The organism is Ideonella sp. BN130291 (assembly GCF_036231905.1).
In the GTDB taxonomy this organism is placed as follows: Bacteria; Pseudomonadota; Gammaproteobacteria; order Burkholderiales; family Burkholderiaceae_C; genus CAMLIZ01.
Genome location: NZ_JAZARE010000003.1, coordinates 431,609 through 450,788, shown reverse-complemented (window position 1 = coordinate 450,788; position 19,180 = coordinate 431,609). Strand labels below are relative to the sequence as shown.

General features: G+C 66.9%; 20 protein-coding genes. 10 read left to right on the top strand and 10 right to left on the bottom strand.

Features of this window, described 5'->3' with window-relative positions:
• Positions 1-82 precede the first annotated feature (82 nt).
• Positions 83-421 carry a P-II family nitrogen regulator gene (locus tag VPH43_RS08405; RefSeq protein WP_328577224.1) on the top strand — a complete coding sequence of 113 codons (339 nt, stop codon included), beginning with the start codon at positions 83-85 and terminating at the stop codon, positions 419-421.
• Positions 422-428: 7 nt separating this feature from the next.
• Here VPH43_RS08405 and VPH43_RS08400 read toward each other — a convergent pair whose 3' ends face one another.
• From VPH43_RS08400 to VPH43_RS08375, 6 genes are read right to left on the bottom strand one after another with little or no spacing between them, the layout of a single operon-like run.
• The gene (locus tag VPH43_RS08400) at positions 429-1,028 is read right to left on the bottom strand and encodes a TIGR00730 family Rossman fold protein (protein WP_328577393.1); all 600 of its coding nucleotides are present in this window, start codon (positions 1,026-1,028) and stop codon (positions 429-431) included.
• Between the two features lie 2 nt (positions 1,029-1,030).
• On the bottom strand, positions 1,031-1,411 hold the full coding sequence (locus VPH43_RS08395; protein ID WP_328577223.1) for a diacylglycerol kinase: 381 nt from the start codon (positions 1,409-1,411) through the stop codon (positions 1,031-1,033).
• A gap of 16 nt (positions 1,412-1,427) precedes the next feature.
• Positions 1,428-1,940, bottom strand: a complete 513-nt coding sequence (locus VPH43_RS08390; protein WP_328577222.1) for an RDD family protein — start codon at positions 1,938-1,940, stop codon at positions 1,428-1,430.
• Positions 1,937-2,752: a DUF3106 domain-containing protein gene (locus VPH43_RS08385; RefSeq protein WP_328577221.1), complete on the bottom strand. Its 816-nt coding sequence runs from the start codon at positions 2,750-2,752 to the stop codon at positions 1,937-1,939. The genes VPH43_RS08390 and VPH43_RS08385 overlap by 4 nt, the downstream gene beginning before the upstream one ends.
• A gap of 6 nt (positions 2,753-2,758) precedes the next feature.
• Positions 2,759-3,205, bottom strand: a complete 447-nt coding sequence (locus VPH43_RS08380; RefSeq protein WP_328577220.1) for a DUF3619 family protein — start codon at positions 3,203-3,205, stop codon at positions 2,759-2,761.
• Entirely contained in the window at positions 3,202-3,768 is a 567-nt protein-coding gene (locus VPH43_RS08375; protein ID WP_328577219.1) for an RNA polymerase sigma factor, read from the bottom strand. Before VPH43_RS08375 ends, VPH43_RS08380 begins: the two co-directional genes overlap by 4 nt.
• A gap of 256 nt (positions 3,769-4,024) precedes the next feature.
• Here VPH43_RS08375 and VPH43_RS08370 point away from each other — a divergent pair, with 256 nt between their 5' ends.
• The 7 genes from VPH43_RS08370 to pbpG all read left to right on the top strand — a co-directional run bounded on the left by VPH43_RS08370 (position 4,025) and on the right by pbpG (position 13,022).
• A complete protein-coding gene (locus tag VPH43_RS08370; RefSeq protein WP_328577218.1) occupies positions 4,025-5,815 on the top strand; it encodes an acetolactate synthase 3 catalytic subunit in 1,791 nt (596 codons plus the stop codon).
• A gap of 160 nt (positions 5,816-5,975) precedes the next feature.
• The gene (gene ilvN / locus VPH43_RS08365) at positions 5,976-6,467 is read left to right on the top strand and encodes an acetolactate synthase small subunit (RefSeq protein WP_328577217.1); all 492 of its coding nucleotides are present in this window, start codon (positions 5,976-5,978) and stop codon (positions 6,465-6,467) included.
• Between the two features lie 29 nt (positions 6,468-6,496).
• Positions 6,497-7,513: a ketol-acid reductoisomerase gene (ilvC, locus tag VPH43_RS08360; RefSeq protein WP_328577216.1), complete on the top strand. Its 1,017-nt coding sequence runs from the start codon at positions 6,497-6,499 to the stop codon at positions 7,511-7,513.
• A 70-nt stretch (positions 7,514-7,583) separates the two neighbouring features.
• On the top strand, positions 7,584-8,420 hold the full coding sequence (gene pssA, locus VPH43_RS08355) for a CDP-diacylglycerol--serine O-phosphatidyltransferase (RefSeq protein WP_442909240.1): 837 nt from the start codon (positions 7,584-7,586) through the stop codon (positions 8,418-8,420).
• Between the two features lie 233 nt (positions 8,421-8,653).
• Positions 8,654-10,348, top strand: a complete 1,695-nt coding sequence (leuA, locus tag VPH43_RS08350; RefSeq protein ID WP_328577391.1) for a 2-isopropylmalate synthase — start codon at positions 8,654-8,656, stop codon at positions 10,346-10,348.
• A gap of 17 nt (positions 10,349-10,365) precedes the next feature.
• A complete protein-coding gene (locus VPH43_RS08345; RefSeq protein ID WP_328577215.1) occupies positions 10,366-11,907 on the top strand; it encodes a 2-isopropylmalate synthase in 1,542 nt (513 codons plus the stop codon).
• 104 nt (positions 11,908-12,011) lie between these two features.
• A complete protein-coding gene (pbpG, locus tag VPH43_RS08340; protein ID WP_328577214.1) occupies positions 12,012-13,022 on the top strand; it encodes a D-alanyl-D-alanine endopeptidase in 1,011 nt (336 codons plus the stop codon).
• Positions 13,023-13,075: 53 nt separating this feature from the next.
• On the opposite strand, the gene VPH43_RS08335 is transcribed toward pbpG, so the two are convergent.
• Positions 13,076-13,846: an IclR family transcriptional regulator gene (locus VPH43_RS08335; RefSeq protein WP_328577213.1), complete on the bottom strand. Its 771-nt coding sequence runs from the start codon at positions 13,844-13,846 to the stop codon at positions 13,076-13,078.
• Between the two features lie 170 nt (positions 13,847-14,016).
• Here VPH43_RS08335 and VPH43_RS08330 point away from each other — a divergent pair, with 170 nt between their 5' ends.
• The gene (locus VPH43_RS08330; protein WP_328577212.1) at positions 14,017-14,976 is read left to right on the top strand and encodes a TIGR03790 family protein; all 960 of its coding nucleotides are present in this window, start codon (positions 14,017-14,019) and stop codon (positions 14,974-14,976) included.
• Between the two features lie 10 nt (positions 14,977-14,986).
• Here the strand turns inward: VPH43_RS08330 and hpnE are convergent, their stop codons facing one another.
• From hpnE to hpnC, 3 genes are read right to left on the bottom strand one after another with little or no spacing between them, the layout of a single operon-like run.
• Entirely contained in the window at positions 14,987-16,270 is a 1,284-nt protein-coding gene (hpnE, locus tag VPH43_RS08325; protein WP_328577211.1) for a hydroxysqualene dehydroxylase HpnE, read from the bottom strand.
• A complete protein-coding gene (gene hpnD, locus VPH43_RS08320; protein ID WP_328577210.1) occupies positions 16,267-17,115 on the bottom strand; it encodes a presqualene diphosphate synthase HpnD in 849 nt (282 codons plus the stop codon). Before hpnD ends, hpnE begins: the two co-directional genes overlap by 4 nt.
• Positions 17,112-17,963 (bottom strand): squalene synthase HpnC, encoded by an 852-nt coding sequence (gene hpnC / locus VPH43_RS08315; RefSeq protein ID WP_328577209.1) that lies wholly within the window; start codon positions 17,961-17,963, stop codon positions 17,112-17,114. The genes hpnD and hpnC overlap by 4 nt, the downstream gene beginning before the upstream one ends.
• A 100-nt stretch (positions 17,964-18,063) precedes the next feature.
• Between hpnC and VPH43_RS08310 the strand changes: the two genes are divergently transcribed.
• On the top strand, positions 18,064-19,170 hold the full coding sequence (locus tag VPH43_RS08310; protein ID WP_328577208.1) for an efflux RND transporter periplasmic adaptor subunit: 1,107 nt from the start codon (positions 18,064-18,066) through the stop codon (positions 19,168-19,170).
• The last annotated feature ends 10 nt before the right edge of the window (positions 19,171-19,180 follow it).

The following is a 19,180-nucleotide window of genomic DNA, read 5'->3' as shown; positions in this document are numbered from 1 at the left end:
GGGTTCTGGCAGTGTCCCATGGGCCAGAAGTTCCGTGCTTAAATGCGCCCAATCCCTTGTTTTCGCACCGTTGGAGCGCGCCATGAAACAGATCACCGCCGTCATCAAGCCCTTCAAGCTCGAAGAGGTGCGCGAGGCGCTGGCAGACGTCGGCGTGTCCGGCCTCACCGTCACCGAAGTGAAAGGGTTCGGCCGCCAGAAGGGCCACACCGAGCTCTACCGGGGCGCTGAATACGTGGTCGACTTCCTGCCGAAGGTGAAGGTCGAAGTGGTGGTGAAGGACGACGACGTGGAGCGCTGCATCGAGTCCATCGTCAAGGCGGCCAAGACGGGCAAGATCGGCGACGGCAAGATCTTCGTCACCCCGGTGGAGCAGGTGGTGCGCATCCGCACCGGCGAAACCGACGAGAACGCGATCTGAGGCGCGTTCAGACGAGGGTGTAATCGTCCGGCTCGGCGGCCGAGCGCGCCAGGGTCGCCAGCCGGTCCAGCAGCGCCACCGGTTCCTCGCCCACCTGCAACACGGCCTGCTGCTCCGCCGACAGGAAACCCTGTTCCACCGACTGCCCGATGAAGCGCATGAAGGCGTCGTAATAACCGCCGCTGTTGAGCAGGCCCACCGGCTTGTCGTGGTAGCCCAGCTGCCGCCAGGTCCACACCTCGAACAGCTCCTCGAACGTGCCGATGCCGCCAGGCAACGCGAGGAACATGTCCGCGTGTTCGGCCATCATCTGCTTGCGCTGGTGCATCGTCGACACCACGTGCAGCTCGGTCAGCCCGTGGTGGCCCACCTCGCGCCGCATCAGTGAATCGGGAATCACACCCAGCACCTGGCCACCCGCGGCCAGCGTGGCATCGGCCACTTCGCCCATCAGGCCCACCTTGCCACCGCCGTAGACCAGGCGCCAGCCCCGTTCGCCGATGAGCCGTCCCACCGTGCGGGCATGTTCGGCATACACCGGGTCGGCGCCGGGGCGGGATCCGCAATACACGCACACGCTGAGCCGCGGCGCGGAGATATCGCGCATGCTCATGCGCCCCAGCGCAGCCACAGCGCGCTGATCCACAACACGGCACAACTGCCGACCGACAGGAAGACCGCTGCGCTGGCAATGTCCTTGGCGCGCTTGGCCAGCGGGTGGATCTCGAATGAAACGCGGTCCACCACGGCTTCGATGCTGGAATTGAGCAGCTCGACAATCATCATCAGCATCACCGAGCCGGCGAGCAATACGGTTTCGGTCCAGCTGCGGCCCACCCAGAAGGCAGCCGGCAACAGCACCACAGCGGTCCAGAACTCCTGTCGGAATGCGCTCTCGCCCACATAGGCGGCGCGCAGGCCTTCTACTGAATACCCCAGCGCGCGCGCCAGGCGGTCCAGGCCGGTGCGGCCCTTGTGCGGATTGGTCATCCGAAGGATTCTGCCGCTAGCGTGGCCGCGCCGGCCGGTGGGTGACCAGCCGGGTGCCGCACACGGCGTCGTGCAGGTATTGCCGCTGCGGGTGCAGGAATGACAACAAGGCGAACACCAGCACTCCGGCCGCCATGGCGGAAAACAGCGCGGGCAGCCCTTGCAACGACGCCGCATGCGCGACCGCCAGGGCCGGCAGAAACCACAGCCAGCTCAGCAGATAGCGTGCTGCGGCACGCCACTGGCTGACTGCGGCCCCCTCGGTGTCCACCAGGCGGATGTGCCAGGTCTTCATGGCCACCGTCTGCCCGCCATGCGACCAGAACCACACGAAGTAAATGCCGAGCACCACGAACAGGAACGCCTGCAGGCCGTGCTGGCCTTGCAACGCGTGGCGTTGCTGGGTGAGGCTGGAGTAGAGGTAACCGGCGATCATGACAACGCCAAACAGCAGCACCCCCTCGTAGAGGAAACACGCCAGGCGGCGCAGCAGCGGCGGCGCTGCCAATGGCTGCTCGCCAGCGGTCACTGCTTGGAGGAGGGCTTGGTGGGCGAGGACGCCGCTGCCGCCGGAGCGCGCGTGCCGGCCGCCTGGGCGCCCTTTTGCGGCAGCAAGGTGGTCTTGTCCACGAAGCCCGGCGTGGCGGCCACTTTCGGCAGGCCCGGCTGCTGGTGCGCGGGAGGTGCCGGCGGGCGAGACATCAGGTTGGTGGTGGCACCCGGCTTGGCCTGCACCACGGTGGGCGCCACCGGCTTGGCGGAGCCCGGAGGCGGCGGCGTCATGCCGACGATGTTGGACTTGGGCGTGGCCGCGCCCGACGCAGGGCGCGGCGCCGGTGCCGAGGAGGCGGCCCGATCAGGGGCCGCTCCCCGCGCGGCCAGCGCGCGACGCTGGTCCGGCGGCAAGGCCTGGTACTGCTCCCAACGGGCCTGGCGCTCGGTAGGGCTCAGCTGGCGCACTTCCTGGTAGTGCAGCCGCGCCTCGCCACGTTCCTTGGGCGACAGCCGGGCCCATTCCGTCATCCGCGCCTGCACGCGCGTGCGCTCGTCGGGCGGCATGTTGGGGAAACGGGCTGCGATCTCCAGCCACTTTTCCTTGCGGTCGGCGTCAATCGACGCCCATTCCCGCTCCAGCGGCGCCAGCGCGGCGCGCTGTGCCGGTGTGAGTGAGCTCCACGCGGGGTTGGCGGGCAGCAGGGCATTCACCGGCGCGGCACCGCCCGCGCCCCCCGCCTTACCGGCGCCTTTGACCGCTTGCGCAGTCGCCGTGGCAGCCGCGCAGCCCGCCAGCGCCAGGAGCACCAGGGAACGGACGAAGGCGGCTCGCGCAGCAACCGGCATGCGGCATCACTCCTGCGAAGTCTTCAGGAACTCGACGAACCCGGCGTCGCGGTAGGCGTCCGGCGGCAGGTCGTCCGCCAGCAGCGCGACGTCGATCTCTGCGGCTGCCGCGATCTGGTTCCGGTCGTGCATTTGTTCGATCAGCGACAAGCCGGCCAGCAGCAGCACCAGCGGTGCAAAGGAGGCGAGCTTGAGCCACCACGGCGAGCGTCCGCCACCGCTCAGCGCGGCCGCGCCGCCCATGGACTGCACGTTGGATGCAGCCTCGACGGCGGCGCTGCGGCGCACTTGGCGCGCGCGTTCCAGTGCGCGCTCGCGCGCAAAGCGCAGGCGCTCGGTCACATCGTGCGGCGTTCGTTCGGCGTGTTGTGCCAGTTGCGCGGTGACGCGCAGTGCAAACCGAGCCTGGAGTACTTCCGGGTCCCGTAAGGTGGTCAGCTTGGTGGTGTTCATAGCGAAATTCCCTTGGCTCTCAGGGCCTTCGCGAGTGCATGCACTGCCCGCGAGCAGTGCGTCTTGACGCTACCCTCGGAACAGCCCATGACGGCGGCGGTTTCGGCGACGTCGAGTTCCTCCCAGTAACGCAACAGAAACGCTTCCCGTTGACGAGTGGGAAGTTGGGCAACTTCGGTGTCGATCCGTAGCAGGATCTGCGCCCGGGCGACCGAGTCGGCCGCGCTTTCCTGTGCCACGCTGCCTTCGGCCGATTCCAGCATCTCGAGCAGGTCGAAGTCGCCATCATCGTCCGCCGACTCGAAATCCGACAGGTTGTGAACGACTGCATTGCGCACTTTTTGGCGCCGGAACCAGTCCATCGTGGCGTTGGACAGGATGCGCTGGAACAGCAGCGGCAATTCCGCCGGCGGGCGGTCCGCGTACTTCTCGGCCAACCGGATCATCGCGTCCTGCACGATGTCCAACGCGGAGTCGTCATCACGCACCGTGTAGGCGGTGCGTTTGAAGGCCCGCTTTTCGACGCTTTTGAGGAAGTCCGAGAGTTCTTTGTCGGTAGCCAAGTGAGGACAGGCGCCAGAACGGGCCCGACTTTTGAAGCGCCGGATTATGGCATTGCACCGGATTGCTTCGGGTTTACGCGCGAACCTGCGGTGCGGGATGCCATAATGTTGCTTCGCACAACGCAGTTTGGGTCTCAAGCAGGCTGCCCTACCGGGGCGCCATCGTTTTTGACCGCGCAGGTTTCAAGTCCGCCTCACGAGGGCGCGAGGAGAAGCACCGATGGTTTTTCGTCAGAGAAAATCACTGAGGTTCGAAATGGACATGTCTGCCGCGGAAGTCAAGCGTGCCGCCTTGGCACAACCGCAAAATTCTTCCCCCTCCTCATCGGGTTCCCAGGAGCTGAACGGCTCCGAGATCCTTGTTCGCTGTCTGCAGGCCGAAGGTGTCAAGCACCTGTGGGGTTACCCCGGCGGCGCAGTGCTCTACATCTACGACGCGCTGTACAAGCAGGAGTCGATCCAGCATGTGCTGGTGCGCCATGAGCAGGCGGCCGTGCATGCGGCCGACGGCTATGCGCGCGCCACCGGCGATGTGGGCGTGGCGCTGGTCACCTCGGGGCCGGGCGTCACGAATGCCGTCACCGGCATCGCGACCGCCTACATGGACTCGATCCCGATGGTGATCATCACCGGCCAGGTGCCCACGCCGGCGATCGGCCTGGACGCCTTCCAGGAATGCGACACCGTCGGCATCACCCGCCCGATCGTCAAGCACAACTTCCTGGTGAAGGACGTGCGCGACCTCGCGCTCACGCTCAAGAAGGCCTTCCACATCGCCCGCACCGGCCGGCCCGGCCCGGTGGTGGTGGACATCCCCAAGGACGTGTCGCTGAACAAGACGACCTTCAGTTACCCCGACAAGGTGGAGATGCGCTCCTACAACCCGGTGCGCAAGGGCCATGGCGGCCAGATCCGCAAGGCGCTGCAGCTGCTGCTGAACGCGAAGCGGCCCTACATCTACACCGGTGGCGGCGTCATCCTGGGCAATGCCTCGGCGGAGCTGCGCGAGCTGAACGAGCTGCTCGGCTACCCGTGCACCAACACGCTGATGGGCCTGGGTGCCAGCGCGGCCAGCGACCCCAAGTTCCTGGGCATGCTCGGCATGCACGGCACCTACGAAGCCAACATGACGATGCAGCACTGCGACGTGCTGATCGCCGTGGGCGCGCGCTTCGACGACCGCGTGATCGGCAACCCGAAGCACTTTGCGTCGGTGGAGCGCAAGATCATCCACGTGGACATCGACCCCTCGTCGATCTCCAAGCGCGTGAAGGTCGACATCCCGATCGTCGGCGATGTGAAGGACGTGCTGCAGGAGCTGATCGCGCAGCTGAAGGAATCGGCGCAGAAGCCGGACAAGCCGGCGCTGTCGCAGTGGTGGGGCCAGATCAACGAGTGGCGCAAGCGCGAGTGCCTGGCCTACAAGCGCAGCAGTGAAGTCATCAAGCCGCAGTACGTGGTAGAGACCCTGTGGGAGCTCACCAAGGACCGCGACACCTACATCACGTCCGACGTCGGCCAGCATCAGATGTGGGCCGCGCAGTTCTACCGCTTCGAGCAGCCGCGCCGCTGGATCAATTCCGGCGGCCTGGGCACCATGGGCGTGGGCCTGCCGTACGCGATGGGCATCAAGCTCGCCAAGCCGGAGAGCGACGTGTTCTGCATCACCGGCGAAGGCTCCATCCAGATGTGCATCCAGGAGCTGTCCACCTGCCAGCAGTACAAGACGCCGGTGAAGGTGGTGTCGCTGAACAACCGCTACCTCGGCATGGTGCGGCAGTGGCAGGAGCTGGACTACGGCAAGCGCTATTCGCACAGCTACATGGACGCGCTGCCCGACTTCGTGAAGCTGGCCGAGGCCTACGGCCACGTCGGCCTGCTGGTCGAGCGCCCGCAGGACGTGGAGCCGGCGCTGCGCGAAGCCATCAAGCTGAAGGACCGCACCGTGTTCCTCGACGTGCGCACCGACCCGGCGGAAAACGTCTGGCCGATGGTGCAGGCCGGGAAGGGCATCTCCGAGATGCTGCTGGGCTCCGAGGACCTGTGAGGCTCGTGAACCCTTGAACGGCCGCGAGCGTTACCGCGCCGCTGCCGGCTTGAGGGGAATCGAACCGAACACCTCGGAAATCTGAGACCGATTTCGAACAGCGTGGCCAAGGGCCGTCGGTTACCGCCGCCGGCCTGAAGAGCGCGAAGGACGAACACCCATGAAACACATCATCGCCCTGCTGCTCGAGAACGAGCCGGGCGCACTGTCGCGCGTCGTTGCCTTGTTCTCGGCACGCGGCTACAACATCGAAAGCCTGACGGTGGCACCGACGGAGGACGCGTCCCTGTCGCGCATGACCATCGTCACCACCGGCTCCGACGACGTGATCGAGCAGATCACCAAGCACCTGAACCGCCTGATCGAAGTGGTGAAGGTGGTCGACCTCACCGAAGGCAGCTTCACTGAACGCGAACTGATGCTCATCAAGGTGCGCGCGGTCGGCAAGGAGCGCGAGGAGATGAAGCGCATGGCGGACATCTTCCGCGGCCGCATCATCGACGTTACCGAAAAGAGCTACACGATCGAGCTGACCGGCGACGGCGCCAAGCTCGATGCCTTCCTGGAGGCGATCGACCGCACGGCGATCCTGGAAACCGTGCGCACCGGCGCCAGCGGCATCGGCCGCGGCGAGCGCATCCTGCGCGTCTGAACTCACTACTTTTCTACCGAAGGACAACCATGAAGGTCTATTACGACAAGGACGCGGATCTGAGCCTGATCAAGGGCAAGAACGTCACGATCATCGGCTACGGCTCGCAGGGCCATGCGCACGCACAGAACCTGAACGAAAGCGGCGTCAAGGTCACCGTCGGCCTGCGCCGCGGCGGCGCCTCGTGGAACAAGGCAGAGCGCGCCGGCCTGAAGGTGGCCGAGATCGCCGACGCGGTGAAGAGCGCCGACGTCGTGATGATCCTGCTGCCCGACGAGCAGATCGCCGCCGTCTACGCCAACGAGGTGGAGCCCAACATCCGCGAAGGCGCGTCGCTGGCCTTCGCGCACGGCTTCAACGTGCATTACGGCCAGGTCGTGCCGCGTGCCGACCTCGACGTGTGGATGGTCGCCCCCAAGGCGCCTGGCCACACCGTGCGCAACACCTACACCCAGGGCGGCGGCGTGCCGCACCTGATCGCGGTGCATGCCGACAAGACCGGCCGCGCACGTGATTTGGCCTTGAGCTATGCCGCGGCCAACGGCGGCGGCAAGGCCGGCATCATCGAGACCAGCTTCCGTGAAGAGACCGAGACCGATCTCTTCGGCGAGCAGGCCGTGCTGTGCGGCGGCACGGTGGAGCTGATCAAGGCGGGCTTCGAGACGTTGGTGGAAGCGGGCTACGCGCCCGAGATGGCCTACTTCGAATGCCTGCATGAGTTGAAGCTCATCGTGGACCTGATCTACGAAGGCGGCATCGCGAACATGAACTACTCGATCTCCAACAACGCGGAGTACGGCGAGTACGTCACCGGCCCGAAGGTCGTGACCGAGGACACCAAGAACGCGATGCGCCAGGCGCTCAAGGACATTCAGACCGGCGAATACGCCAAGAGCTTCATCCTGGAAAACCGTGCTGGTGCCCCGACACTGAGCTCGCGCCGCCGCCTCACCGCGGAGCACCCGATCGAGCAGGTGGGCGAGAAGCTGCGCGCGATGATGCCGTGGATCAAGGCCAACAAGCTGGTCGACAAGAGCCGCAACTGACCACCGCTGGTCGTGTCGCGACAAGGGCCGCCCTCGGGCGGCTCTTTCACTTTCTGTATCCTCCCGCCCGATGAACCCAGCGAATACCCCGGATCCCGACGACGACATGGAAGCGGCCATGCCCTTGGCGCGCCCGCGCCGCAAGGGCATCTACATCCTGCCCAACCTGTTCACTCTGGCCGCCTTGTTCGGTGGTTTCTACGCCATCGTGATGGCGATGAACGGCCGTTTCGATCAGGCCGCGATCGGCATCTTCTGCGCCGCGGTGCTGGACAGCCTGGACGGCCGCGTCGCGCGCATGACCAACACCCAGAGCGCCTTCGGGGAGCAGATGGACAGCCTGTCGGACATGGTCAGCTTCGGCGCGGCGCCGGCGCTCATCGTGTATGAATGGGCGCTCAAGGGCCTGGGCAAGCTCGGTTGGATTGCCGCCTTCGTGTACTGCTCGGGTGCCGCACTGCGACTGGCGCGCTTCAACACCAACATTGCCGTGGTGGACAAGCGTTTCTTCCAGGGCCTGCCCAGCCCGGCGGCGGCGGCCCTGGTAATCGGCTTCATCTGGGTGCTGGACGACGCCGGCTTCAAGGACGTGTTCCAAATCGACTGGCTCGCGTGGGGCACCTTCGCCCTCACGCTCTACGCCGGCCTCACGATGGTGACCAACGTGCCGTTCTACAGCTTCAAGGACGTGAGCTTCAAAAAGACCGTGCCCTTCATCGTGATCGTGGCGATTGCGCTGGGTATCGCGGTGATCAACCTGCATCCGCCCGGCGTGCTGTTTGCGCTGTTCGCGGTGTACGGCCTGTCGGGTTATGCGGTGTACGTCTACAAGAAGATGAAGGGTCGCCCGGTGAGCGTGATCGCTACGTCCACCGAAGAGCCCGACGAAGCGGGACTTCATCACTGACGAACCACAAGACCTGCTTGCACAGCTGCCGCTGCGTGTTATATTGATTCGGTCATGTCGATCCGCCCCGCCTTCATTTCGCTGCTTCTACTAGGAGTGCTTCGGGCGCGCTGATCGTTTTCGTCTCAAGACACCCTTCTCTCGGATCAACGGCCCGCCCAGCGCAACGCAGCGGGCCGTTTCCTTTTGCGGCGTTGCCTTCTCAGAACACCTTCAAGGAGCTTGCAATGTCGATGCTGAAGAATCCCGCCGCGAAATACAAGGCTGTCGCGCCGGTGCGGCTGACGAATCGCACCTGGCCTGACGCCGTGCTGACCCGGGCGCCCATCTGGTGCAGCTCCGACCTGCGCGACGGCAACCAGGCGCTCATCGAGCCGATGAACGCGGAACGCAAGCTGCGCATGTTCGAAACCCTGGTGCGCATCGGCTTCAAGGAGATCGAGGTCGGCTTTCCGTCCGCCTCGCAGACCGAGTTCGACTTCGTGCGCCAGCTGATCGAGCAGGACCTGGTGCCAGACGATGTGACCATCCAGGTGCTCACGCAAGCCCGGGAGCCGCTGATCCAGCGCACCTTCGAGTCGCTGGAAGGCGCCAAGCGCGTGATCGTGCACCTGTACAACGCCACCGCGCCAGTGATGCGCCGGGTGGTATTGGGCGTGGACGTGGACGGCGTGGTGGAGCTGGCTGCAAGCCACGCTCGCCTGATCAAGCAACTGGCTGACGCGCGGCCCGGCACCGACTGGCGCTTCGAGTATTCGCCGGAGACCTTCTCGGACACCGAGCTCGATGTCGCCAAACGCGTGGTGGATGCGGTGACGGCCGAGTGGCAGCCCACGCCCGAGCGCAAGTGCATCATCAACCTGCCGACCACGGTGGAGCACTCCACGCCAAACGTGTTTGCCGACATGATGGAGTGGATGCATCGCCATCTGGCGCGGCGCGACGCGATCGTGTTGTCTGTGCATCCGCACAACGACCGCGGCACCGGCACGGCCGCCGGCGAGCTGGCGCTGATGGCCGGCGCCGAGCGCATCGAGGGCTGCCTCTTCGGCAACGGCGAGCGCACCGGCAACGTGGACCTGGTGAACATCGCGCTGAACCTGTACACGCAGGGTGTCGATCCGGAGCTCGACTTCTCCGATATCGACGAGATCCGCCGCACGGTGGAGTACTGCAACCAGCTGCCCGTGCACCCGCGCCATCCGTACGTGGGCGACCTGGTCTACACCTCGTTCTCCGGTTCGCACCAGGACGCGATCAAGAAGGCCTTCGCCGCGCGCCGCGAGGGGGACATCTGGGAAATGCCGTACCTGCCGATCGACCCCAAGGACCTGGGACGCAGCTATGAAGCGGTGATCCGCGTGAACAGCCAGTCGGGCAAGGGCGGCATCAGCTACCTGCTGGAAACCGAATACGGGCTCGAGCTGCCGCGCCGGCTGCAGATCGAGTTCAGCCAGGCGGTGCAGGCGGTGATGGACGCCCAAGGCAAGGAAGTGAGCGCCGAAGAGATCTGGCAGATCTTCCAGCGCGAATACCGCCTCGGCGACAGCGCCTGTGGCCTTTCGCAACTCAACCAGTCCGAGATGGCGGGCGGCCGGCTGAGGCTGGCGGCGGAGGTGTCCTTCAGTGGCCAGCGCCTTGGCGTGGCCGGGGAGGGGAATGGCCCGGTCGACGCGTTCGTCGAAGGGCTGTCGCGCCAATTGAACCTGCCGGTGAAGGTGCTGGACTACCACGAACATTCCATCGGCGCCGGCGCCCAGGCGCGCGCCGCCGCCTACCTGGAAGTGCGCGTGGGTGATGCACCGGCCGTGTTCGGCGTGGGCATCGATGCCAACATCGTGAATGCATCGCTGCTCGCCGTGCTGTCCGCGGTGAGCCGTGCGCTTGCCACTGCCCCGTCCACCGCACCCGCCGCCGCCAGCGTTTGATCGACAAGGAGAAGCCCATGGGCGACAAGCTCGTCATTTTCGACACCACCTTGCGCGACGGCGAGCAGTCGCCCGGCGCTTCCATGACCCGCGAAGAAAAGCTGCGCATCGCGCGCCAGCTGGAGCGCCTGCGCGTGGACGTCATCGAGGCCGGCTTCGCGGCATCGTCCAACGGTGATTTCGAGGCGGTGAGGGCGATCGCCGATGCGGTGAAGGACAGCACCGTCTGCTCGCTGGCCCGCGCCAACGACCGCGACATCTCGCGTGCGGCCGAAGCGCTGAAGGGCGCGGCTTCGGCACGCATCCACACCTTCATCGCCACCAGTGCGCTGCACATGGAGAAGAAGCTGCGCATGACACCCGACCAGGTGTTCGAGCAGGCGCGGCTGGCCACGCGCTTCGCGCGCAACCTCTGCGGTGACGTGGAGTTCTCGCCGGAAGACGGCTACCGCTCCGACATGGATTTCCTCTGCCGCGTGCTGGAAGCGGTGATCGACGAAGGCGCGACGACGATCAACATCCCCGACACCGTGGGTTACGCCATCCCGGAGCTGTACGGCAACTTCATCAAGACGCTGCGCGAGCGCATTCCCAACGCCGACAAGGCGATCTGGTCGGTGCATTGCCACAACGACCTCGGCATGGCGGTGGCCAATTCGCTGGCCGGGGTGAAGATCGGCGGCGCTCGCCAGGTGGAGTGCACCATCAATGGCCTGGGCGAGCGTGCCGGCAACTGCTCGCTGGAAGAAGTGGTGATGGCCGTGCGAACGCGGCGCGACTACTTCGGGCTGGATCTCAACGTCGACACCACGCAGATCGTGCCCGCCTCGCGCATGGTGTCGCAGACCACCGGCTTCGTGGTGCAACCCAACAAGGCGGTGGTGGGCGCCAATGCATTCGCTCATGCGTCCGGCATCCACCAGGACGGCGTGCTGAAGGCGCGCGACACCTACGAGATCATGCGGGCCGAGGACGTGGGCTGGGCCGCCAACAAGATCGTGCTGGGCAAGCTGTCGGGGCGCAATGCCTTCAAGCAGCGCCTGCAGGAGCTGGGCATCCAGCTGGAGTCCGAGGGGGAGGTCAATGCCGCCTTCGCGCGCTTCAAGGATCTGGCTGACCGCAAGAGCGAGATCTTCGACGAAGACATCATCGCGCTGGTGGGCGACGAAAGCGTGAGCCACGATCACGAGCATTACCGGTTGCTGGCACTGTCGCAGCGTTCCGAAACCGGCGAGCGTCCGCATGCGAAGGTGGCGTTCACCGTTGGCGACACCGAGTACCACACGGAAAGCGTGGGCAACGGCCCGGTGGACGCCAGCCTGCGCGCCATCGAGTCGCAAGTGAAAAGCGGGGCGGAACTCCTGCTTTATTCCGTGAATGCCATCACGTCCGGCAGCACAGAATCGCAAGGCGAAGTCACGGTGCGGTTGCAACACGGGGGCCGGGTGGTCAACGGCGTTGGCGCGGATCCGGACATCGTGGTGGCGTCCGCCAAGGCGTATCTCTCCGCGTTGAACAAGTTACACAGCCAGACCGAGCGCGTGGCAGCACAAGGGTGAGTCGTGCCGTAGGGCTCACTTGAGAAACGCTGCGTAAGCGATTGATATTGCGCGGTTTTCACAAGTCTCCTACACTGCGGCCACGTCGAAAGGTAGTTGTGTCGATGAGCCTACGGTTCCCTCAAGTTGTGTCTGCCTGCGTCGGCCTGCTGGTCGCGCTGGCGCTCGCCCATCCTGCGGCTGCCGAAGCCAAGGGCAAGACGCGCAAGGCCACCAAGGCGCACAGCAGCGTGCGCGTCAAGGCCGCTCCCACCCGCAAGGTGAGCCTCGTCGAACCGGCGCGCCCATCGTTCGGGCAGCTCGCCGGTCTGCATGGCACGGACGCGCCCCTGGACCTGAAGTCCAGTGTCGCCCTGGTGCTGGACCAGGACACCAACGAGGTACTGCTCAGCAAGAACCCCGAAGCGGTGCTGCCGATCGCCTCCATCACCAAGCTGATGACGGCCACCATCGTCACCGAGGCCAAGCAGCCCCTGGACGAGGTGCTCACCATCACCGACGACGACGTCGACACGCAAAAGCACAGCAGCTCGCGCCTGGCGGTGGGCACGCGCCTGACGCGTGGCGAGATGCTGCACCTGGCGCTGATGTCGTCCGAAAACCGCGCCGCGCACGCGCTCGGCCGCAGCTATCCCGGCGGCCTGCAGGCCTTCGTAGCGGCCATGAACCGCAAGGCCCAGGAACTGGGCATGAACGACACACGCTATGTGGAGCCCACCGGCTTGTCGAGCGCCAACCAGTCGAGCGCGCATGACCTGGCGCTGCTGGTGAAGACGGCCTACCAGCACGAACTCATCCGCCAGCTGTCCACGTCGCGTGAATACCAGGTGGCGGTCGGCCGCCGGCAGCTGCAGTTCCACACCACCAACGCCCTGGTGCGCAACCCCACCTGGGACATCGGCCTGCAGAAAACCGGCTACATCTCTGAGGCGGGCCGGTGCATGGTGATGCAGGCCCAACTGGCGGGCCGCAAACTCATCATGGTGCTGCTCGATTCAGCGGGCAAATACTCCCGTATTGGGGATGCCGAGCGCATCCGCAAGTGGCTGACCGAGGCGCAGCCGGCACCCGCCGCCACCACGACCACCGCCAACACCGCTCAGCTCACGTCCTGAGCCGGCTACCCAAGACAAAACGCCCTGGCATGCCAGGGCGTTTTTCATGGTGTCTAGCTGCCGCGGTGTCCGAGGGCGGCCGAGATCTGGGCCGCAGTGGCCTTCACACGCTCCAGCCAGGCTTCTTCCAGCCGGTCCGCCGGTGCGGAGATCGACAGGCCCGCCACCAGCTTGCCTTGGTCGTCGAAGATGCCGGCGGCCATGCAGCGCACGCCGAGCTCCAGCTCTTCGTCATCGCGCGCTGCGGCCGCCTGGCGCACGCTGGCCAGTTCCCGTTCCAGCCGCGCCACTTCGGTGATGCTGTTGCGGGTGTGCCCGGCCAGGCCCGTGCGGGTGGCATAGGCACGCACCCGCTGCGGGTCGTCATGGGCCAGGAAGAGCTTGCCCACCGAGGTGAGGTGCAAGGGCGCCCGGCCACCGACGGCGCGCACCACCTGCATGCCCGAGCGCTCGCTGTAGGTGCGCTCGATGTAGACGATCTCGTCACCCTGGCGAACCGACAGGTTCACCGGCTGGTGGGTGAACTTGTGCAGCTCCCGCATCGGGCCCAGCGCCGCGTCGCGCACATCGAGCCGGGCTTTCACGAGATTGCCCAGCTCCAGCAGGCGCATGCCGAGGCGATAGCTGCCGGCTTCCGGCCGGTCCACCAGGCGGCCGGCCGCCAGGTCGTTGAGAATGCGGTGCGCGGTGGACGGATGCAGTCCGGTGCGGTCGCTGATCTCTTTCAGCGACACCGGATCCTGGTGCGCTGCCAGCACGTCCAGCAGCGAAAACGTCCGCTCCAGTACCTGGATGGTGGGTGTATTGCCCTCTTTCTTCCTCATGGAGGTTGATTGTGAGGGCTTTCATTTATTTTTGCATGGCGAAAAGTAGATTTGTATACCGATATGCCTGGGCTGCAGCCTTCACCATCGCGGCCGCCAGCCCGGCAAGCCCGCAGGGGGCAGGTGCCGCCAGCGATGCCGGGCCGACATGGGTACAGGTGCCCAAAGGCTTGGGACGGATCACCGCCGCCGACATCGGCCTGGTGATCAATACGGCAGATCCCTACTCGGAACAGGTCGGTGCCTACTACATCGACAAGCGCCGGCTGAAGGAGAACCAGGTCTTGCGGCTGGCCTTGCCGGTGCGGGCGACGCTGACGCCGGAAGAGTTTGCGGATCTCAAGCGCCAGATCGACGACCACTTTGGACCCAAGGTCCAGGCCTTGGCGCTGGCCTGGACGCAACCCTACGCGGTGCAATGCAATGCGATCACTGGCGCACTCGCGCTGGGCTTCGACCCGGAGCTCTGCCGCCAGACCTGCGGCCGCTCACGTCCGTCGCCCTATTTCAATGCCGCCACGTCGCGGCCCTACACCGACAAGGGCCTGCGCCTGGCAATGCTGCTCGCCGCGTCGGATGTGGCGCAGGCCAAGGCGCTGGTGGACCGCGGCGTCGCGGCCGATCGCAGCCTGGGCTGGCGTGGTGCGCCGCCGGTCACGGCGTACTACCTGTCCACGCAGGACGCAGCGCGCAACGTGCGGGCGCGGCTGTACCCGCCGGTCGGCCTGATGCGGCGCCAGGGTGTACAGGTGCAGGTGGAGCAGGGCGATGCCTTGACCGAAAAGGACCGGTTGCTGCTGGCCGAGACCGGGCTGGCGAAGGTCGATGGCCTGGAACGCCTGCACTGGGTGGACGGCGCGCTGGCAGACCACCTCACGTCCTTTGGTGGGCAGCTGGATCGGCAAGGCGGGCAGACCACGGCGCTGGCCTGGATCGCCTCCGGTGCAACCGCGAGCTACGGCACCGTGACAGAGCCGTGCAATCACCTGCAGAAGTTCCCCCATCCCCAGCTGCTGCTGCTGCACTACCTGCAGGGCAGCAGCGCGATCGAGGCTTACTGGAAAAGCGTGGCCTGGCCGCAGCAAGGCGTGTTCGTCGGCGAACCGCTTGCGGCACCGTTCGCACGTTGACGGGTGGCTTTCAAGGCGCGAGCTGCCGCGCCGCGGCCAGGCCGGACCTGACGGCCCCTTCCAGCGTGGCAGGGTAGGGCCCCTCGATGTAGTCGCCGGCCGCGATCAGGCCCCGGGCCACCTGCGAGCCAGGGCGTTCGAGCTGCGGCGAACACAGGAATGTGGCGCGCTTTTCGGCCCATGTGGCCACCACCCGGGGTGTCGCGGGCCAGGTGCCGGCCGGAAATGCGGACAGCGCCTGTGCGACGGCGGCTTCGGCACAGGCGGCCAGGCCCTGAGCCACCCACTCCCGCGCACCACTCACGACGCAGGCAAACTGTCCCGCCGGGCCGCCTAGCGCGCCGTGGTCGAACAGGAACTGGGCTGGTGCCTGCGGCCCGGTGCGCAAGGCGGTCATGGGCTGGGGCAGGCGCGCGCCCTCGCAGGCGAGGTACACCGTGACGATCGGCTCGTACTCGAAGCCGCCGGCTGCCGCCGACCACCCGGGGGCGACGGCTGCGGTCAGGCGTGCCGCCTCGGCCGCCGTGCAGGCCAGCACGACGGCATCGAAACAGTGGCCGTTCAGCCGCCACTGCGCGCCGTCCGCCAGCAGGGACTGCACCCGTTCGCCCAGCCGCAGCTCGGCTCCGCGGGACTGCAGCCAAGCGCCGGCCGGCTGCGGCAGCAGGTGGCGCAGCGGCACGCGGGGCAGCAACAGGTCGGCGCACCCGGGGCCGCCAAACAGCGCATCCTTGAGCACGCGTAGGAACACCTGTGCGCTCGCCCGGGCGGCGGGCGTATTCAAGGCCGCCACGCACAAAGGCTCGATGAGTTCGTCGCGCACCACCCGCGGCAGGCGGTGCACCAGGCGTTCAACAGTCAGGTGGGCCGGGCAGCGGAACCCTTGCGCCAGCCATGCGCCAGCCTGCAGGAGCACGGCGCCGCGGGCGGCCCAGGGCCAGCCGCGATAGCGCAACACGCCGCGCACGAAGGCGGGCACCGGCCGCCCTGCGGGCAGGCACAGGCCGCTGCCGTCCGGGTATTGCAATCGCAGGGGCTGGCGCAGCAGGGCGGCATCCACATCCACGCCCACCCGGCGAATCAGCTGCAAGGTGTCGCGGTAGGCCCCGATCAGGATATGTTGCCCGTTGTCGAGCAGGCGGCCGGCCGAATCCACGCTGCGTGCCCGGCCGCCCAGCTGCGCGGCCGTCTCGAACAGGGTGACCTGGTGGCCCTGGCTCACCGCTTCCACCGCGGCGGCCACGCCCGCCCAGCCGCCGCCCACGACGGCGACCCGCCGGCCCGGCGAGCTCACCTTGCTTGCCAGTTCGTGCGCATCGCTATCCACAGCTTGCGCAGCGGCGTGAGCGCGATACGCTGGTGCAGCACCTGAAAGTTCTCGGCTTCGATTTCCCGCAGCAGGGTGCGGTAGATATTGGCCATCATCAGCCCTGGCCGCTGCGCTCGGCGGTCCTGTGGCGGCAACAGCGACAGCGCTTCGTCATAGATGCGATGGGCGCGCTCCGCCTGGAAGCGCATCAGGGCGGTAAAGCGGTCGCTGTAGCCCCAGGGCGCCTCGCGCTTGAGGATCTCATGCGCCTTCACGTCGAACTGCTGCAGCTCGGACACCGGCAGGTAGATGCGGCCGCGGCGGGCGTCCTCGCCCACGTCGCGGATGATGTTGGTGAGCTGCATGGCCAAGCCCAACTGGTGGGCGTAGCGCACCGTCTGCTCCTGGCTGCGGCCGAAGATGCTGGAGGCCACTTCGCCCACCACGCCGGCCACCAGGTGGCAATAGCGCTGCAAGCCGGGGAAGTCGAGGTAGCGCGACTGCGACAGGTCCATTTCGCAACCGTCGATCACCGCAAGCAGATGGGCTGCTTCCATGCGGTGCGCCGGCGCGTGCGGCATCAGCGCTTTCATCACCGGATGGCTAGGCTGGCCGGAAAACGCGCTGCCCACTTCCTTGCGCCACCAGGCTAGCTTGGTGGCCGCCACGCTGGGGTCGCGTACCTCGTCGACCACGTCGTCCACCTCGCGGCAGAAGGCGTAGAAGGCGGTGATGGCGGCGCGCCGCTCCGGTGGCAGGAACAGGAAGGCGTAATAGAAGGACGAGCCACTGCGGGCCGCCTTGTCCTGCACGTACTGTTCGGGGGTCACGCCGTGGCCCTGGCAGCAGGCCCGGTGCCCATGGTGACGGCGCGCAGCAGCAGCAGGGGCGCATCCCAGGCGCTCAGCGTGGGCCGGTGCAGGAGTGTGGCGTGGTGCATCCTGCCAATTCTCTCAAGAACACGCAGGCCCCCCTGCACCACCAGCCGCAGCTCCCAGCCGGCGCGCCCCGGGACACGGTGCACCAGGGCAGCGCCCTCCAGCATCAGCCGCTCGCTCCAGTGGCAAAGATCGCGCAGGAGTGCGCGGGTGGCCGGTGTGTCCATGCCCGGTTGCAGGTGCGCCGGGTCCACGGCATGGCGTTGCGCGTCCGTGCGGGGCACGTAGCAGCGTCCCTTGGCCAGGTCGCGCCCGATGTCCTGCCAGAAGTTGATCAGCTGCAGCGCGGTGCAGATGGCGTCCGACTGGCGCAGGGCGACCGGATCGCTCACCCCGTAGAGCTGCAGCAGCAAGCGGCCCACCGGGTTGGCCGAGCGCCGGCAGTAGTCCAGCAACTCGGCCCTGTCCTGGTAGTGCGGGTTGTGCACGTCCTGCTCGAAGGCGCTCAGCAGGTCCTGCAGCAGGTGCGGATCGAGCCGATGGCGCTGCAGCGTGGCGCGCAAGGGGCCAAACACCTGCGGCCAGCGCTCCTCGGGATCGGGTTGGTCGGCAAGGGCCAGGGCCAGCGCCTGCCGGTAGGAAAAAAGCTGCGCCAGGCGGTGCGCCGGTGCTGCGTTGCCTTCGTCTGCCAGGTCGTCCGCTGTGCGGGCGAACCAGTACAGCGCCTTCACGGCAGGGCGCAGGTGGCGCGGGCAAAGCCATGAGGCAACGGGAAAGTTCTCGTAGTGGTCGACGCTCACCGCGGAATTGTGGCGGACGAGCGATTTGACACCCCGGAGTTCCGGAAATATATTACTGACCAGTCAGTCAGTTAGTCTCGCGACCGTTCAAGGACGCTCCATGCGCAAGCTCAGCCTCGTCATCGCCGCCGCCAGTGTCCTGGTGGCCTGTTCCAAACCTCAACCCGCGCCGGAACCCGTGCGCGCGGTGCGCACGATGACGGTGTCCAGCGACAGCGCTGGCGGCGTGCATGAGTTTGCGGCCGAAGTGCGGGCGCGCACCGAGTCCCGCCTCGGCTTTCGGGTGGGGGGCAAGCTGGTGCGGCGCGCGGTGGACCTGGGCGCCACGGTCAAGGCTGGCCAGATGCTGGCGCAACTGGACCCGCAGGACCTCAAGCTCGGCCAGGACGCCGCCCGCGCCGCGCTCAACTCGGCGCAGGCCAACTTCGACCAGACGGCAGCCGACTACAAGCGCTTCAAGGACCTGCGCGACCAGGGCTTCATCAGCGCCGCCGAACTGGAGCGGCGCGACACCGCCTTGAAGGCCGCCAAGGCGCAGCTGGACCAAGCGCGCGCCCAGGCCGGCGTGCAGGTCAACCAGACGGCCTACGCCACCCTGGTGGCCGACGCGCCCGGCGTGATCACTGGCGTGGACGCAGACCCGGGCACCGTGGTGGGCGCCGGCACGCCGGTGCTGCGGCTGGCGCATGACGGGCCCCGCGACGTGGTGTTCGCCGTGCCGGAAGACCAGATCGCCGGCGTGCGGGCCCTTGCGGGTTCGCCGCAAGCGCTGAAGGTGCGCATGTGGGGGCAGGGCGCTGAAATCTTCCCCGCCACCGTGCGCGAGGTGGCTGCGGCGGCGGACCCCGTGACCCGCACCTTCCTGGTGAAGGCCGACGTCGGCAAGGCGCCGGTGCGCCTGGGCCAGACCGCCGCGGTGCTGATGGAGCTGCCCAAGACGGTGGGCGTGGCCAAGCTGCCCTTGTCCGCGGTGATGGAAGTCCAGGGCAAGACGGCGGTGTGGCTGGTGGACAAGGCCTCGATGACCGTCAAGCCGCAGCCCATCCAGGTGGCCGGTGCCGAGGGCAACAGTGTGCTGGTGAGCGGTGGTCTCGCACCCGGGCAGACCGTGGTGACCGCCGGCGTGCATGTGCTCACGCCTGGCCAGAAGGTCAAGCTCTACGTCGACCCGCGCGGCGGCACGCCGGTGGCAGCCAGCACCCATTGACCTCAAGGCG

Excerpts from the sequence above, each read along its gene's own strand:
- VPH43_RS08405 (WP_328577224.1), top strand. The coding sequence starts at position 83 with ATGAAACAGATCACCGCCGTCATCAAGCCCTTCAAGCTCGAAGAGGTG.
- VPH43_RS08400 (WP_328577393.1), bottom strand. The coding sequence starts at position 1,028 with ATGCGCGATATCTCCGCGCCGCGGCTCAGCGTGTGCGTGTATTGCGGA.
- VPH43_RS08395 (WP_328577223.1), bottom strand. The coding sequence starts at position 1,411 with ATGACCAATCCGCACAAGGGCCGCACCGGCCTGGACCGCCTGGCGCGC.
- VPH43_RS08385 (WP_328577221.1), bottom strand. The coding sequence starts at position 2,752 with ATGCCGGTTGCTGCGCGAGCCGCCTTCGTCCGTTCCCTGGTGCTCCTG.
- VPH43_RS08380 (WP_328577220.1), bottom strand. The coding sequence starts at position 3,205 with ATGAACACCACCAAGCTGACCACCTTACGGGACCCGGAAGTACTCCAG.
- VPH43_RS08370 (WP_328577218.1), top strand. The coding sequence starts at position 4,025 with ATGGACATGTCTGCCGCGGAAGTCAAGCGTGCCGCCTTGGCACAACCG.
- ilvN (WP_328577217.1), top strand. The coding sequence starts at position 5,976 with ATGAAACACATCATCGCCCTGCTGCTCGAGAACGAGCCGGGCGCACTG.
- ilvC (WP_328577216.1), top strand. The coding sequence starts at position 6,497 with ATGAAGGTCTATTACGACAAGGACGCGGATCTGAGCCTGATCAAGGGC.
- pssA (WP_442909240.1), top strand. The coding sequence starts at position 7,584 with ATGAACCCAGCGAATACCCCGGATCCCGACGACGACATGGAAGCGGCC.
- leuA (WP_328577391.1), top strand. The coding sequence starts at position 8,654 with ATGCTGAAGAATCCCGCCGCGAAATACAAGGCTGTCGCGCCGGTGCGG.
- VPH43_RS08345 (WP_328577215.1), top strand. The coding sequence starts at position 10,366 with ATGGGCGACAAGCTCGTCATTTTCGACACCACCTTGCGCGACGGCGAG.
- pbpG (WP_328577214.1), top strand. The coding sequence starts at position 12,012 with ATGAGCCTACGGTTCCCTCAAGTTGTGTCTGCCTGCGTCGGCCTGCTG.
- VPH43_RS08335 (WP_328577213.1), bottom strand. The coding sequence starts at position 13,846 with ATGAGGAAGAAAGAGGGCAATACACCCACCATCCAGGTACTGGAGCGG.
- VPH43_RS08310 (WP_328577208.1), top strand. The coding sequence starts at position 18,064 with ATGCGCAAGCTCAGCCTCGTCATCGCCGCCGCCAGTGTCCTGGTGGCC.